2 protein-coding genes are annotated in these 1,318 nt (G+C 59.6%); both read left to right on the top strand.

The window, feature by feature from the left end; translation table 11 throughout:
- Positions 1–543 (top strand): energy transducer TonB (locus J5224_RS28205; protein WP_264628419.1); only part of this gene is annotated, 543 nt, incomplete at its 5' end.
- A gap of 35 nt (positions 544–578) precedes the next feature.
- A partial coding sequence (locus tag J5224_RS28200) for a MotA/TolQ/ExbB proton channel family protein (protein WP_264628418.1) occupies positions 579–1,318 on the top strand: 740 nt, incomplete at its 3' end.

The raw sequence follows: 1,318 nt of genomic DNA, 5'->3' as shown, positions 1-1,318 counted from the left end.
CCCGAGGAGTCCGAGCGTGTTCATGCCGATGAAGACGCCGTTACTCCGCCGGAACCCGAGCAGAAAGTGGTGAGTAAACCGCCCGTTGCCAAACCCACGCCGGTGGTCAAAGCCAAGCCAATACCCCGTGCGGTGACCAAGACGGCAGCGCCTGCCAGCACCAATAACAGCAGCGCCCCCAGCACCACACCGGGAGAAACCGCAACGGGCAGCACTCAGGCCAAAGGCAACCCACAAGGCAGCAGCGGGGGAGAAAGCGTTACGCCAGCCGTTTCTGGCATGCAGAGCCTGGGAAACCCGGCACCGGATTATCCTACGCTGGCACTTCGCCGCCGCCAGGAGGGCAGCGTGACGCTGCGGATTCTGGTCCTGGAAAATGGCAAAGCGGGGGAAGTCCAGGTCACGGCGTCCAGCCAGTCAACGCTGCTGGATAATGCCGCGGTCCAGACGGTGCAGCAATGGCGCTTTATTCCGGCCAAACGCGGCAATGTCGCGATCAAGGGTTACGCGATTCAAACCATTACGTTCAGGCTTCCCAAATGAAGCCATTAACAGCGTCAGCATAAGGTATTGTTATCATGACCGAAAAAACGCTCCCGGCACTGGTGTCCTCCGACAGTAGCCAATCAACAGCGCAGTCCCCCTCTTTAGCGGCGCCCACCCCGTCGACGTCACCGACCACGGCCGAGACAGCCGTGCCTTCTCAGCCCGAGACGGCGCTGTTTGGCAATGAATTGCTTTCCAGCCCGCTCAGTTCGCTGGTTGTCCCCACGGTGCTTAGCGTGTTGATATTCTTCTCGGTGGTAACCTGGGCCGCGCTGTTGATCAAGGGGGTACAGTTCTCTCGTTTTCGCAGGCAAAACAAGCATTTTTCCTATCAATTCTGGAAATCGCCTGACCTGTTGGAAGGCGGTCAGGTTGCGCGGCAGAGCCAGGGTTCTCTCGCACGCATCGCACGGGTGGGTCTGGATGTCATCAGCGGAAACGATATCTCCACGCATCGCCGCGAGCTCGCACGCAAAATTAACCGGGGCGAACGATTGGAGCGCAGCCTGCGTCAACAAATTTTGCGTGAACGGCGGGTATTGGAGAGTGGATTAGCCATTGTCGCCAGCATTGGCAGCACCGCGCCTTTTATCGGGTTGTTCGGAACCGTGTGGGGCATTATGGAAGCGCTGGTGCGCATCGGCATTACCGGTGAAGCCGGGCTGGACAGCGTTGCTGGCCCGATTGGGCACGCGCTCATCGCCACCGGTATCGGTATCGCCGCCGCCGTGCCCGCCGTGCTGGTTTACAACTACTTTGTCCGCCGTTTCAA

This window comes from Candidatus Symbiopectobacterium sp. NZEC135, assembly GCF_025962695.1.
Note: the sequence above shows the minus strand (reverse complement) of the source record. Positions and strands in the feature narration are given on the sequence as shown.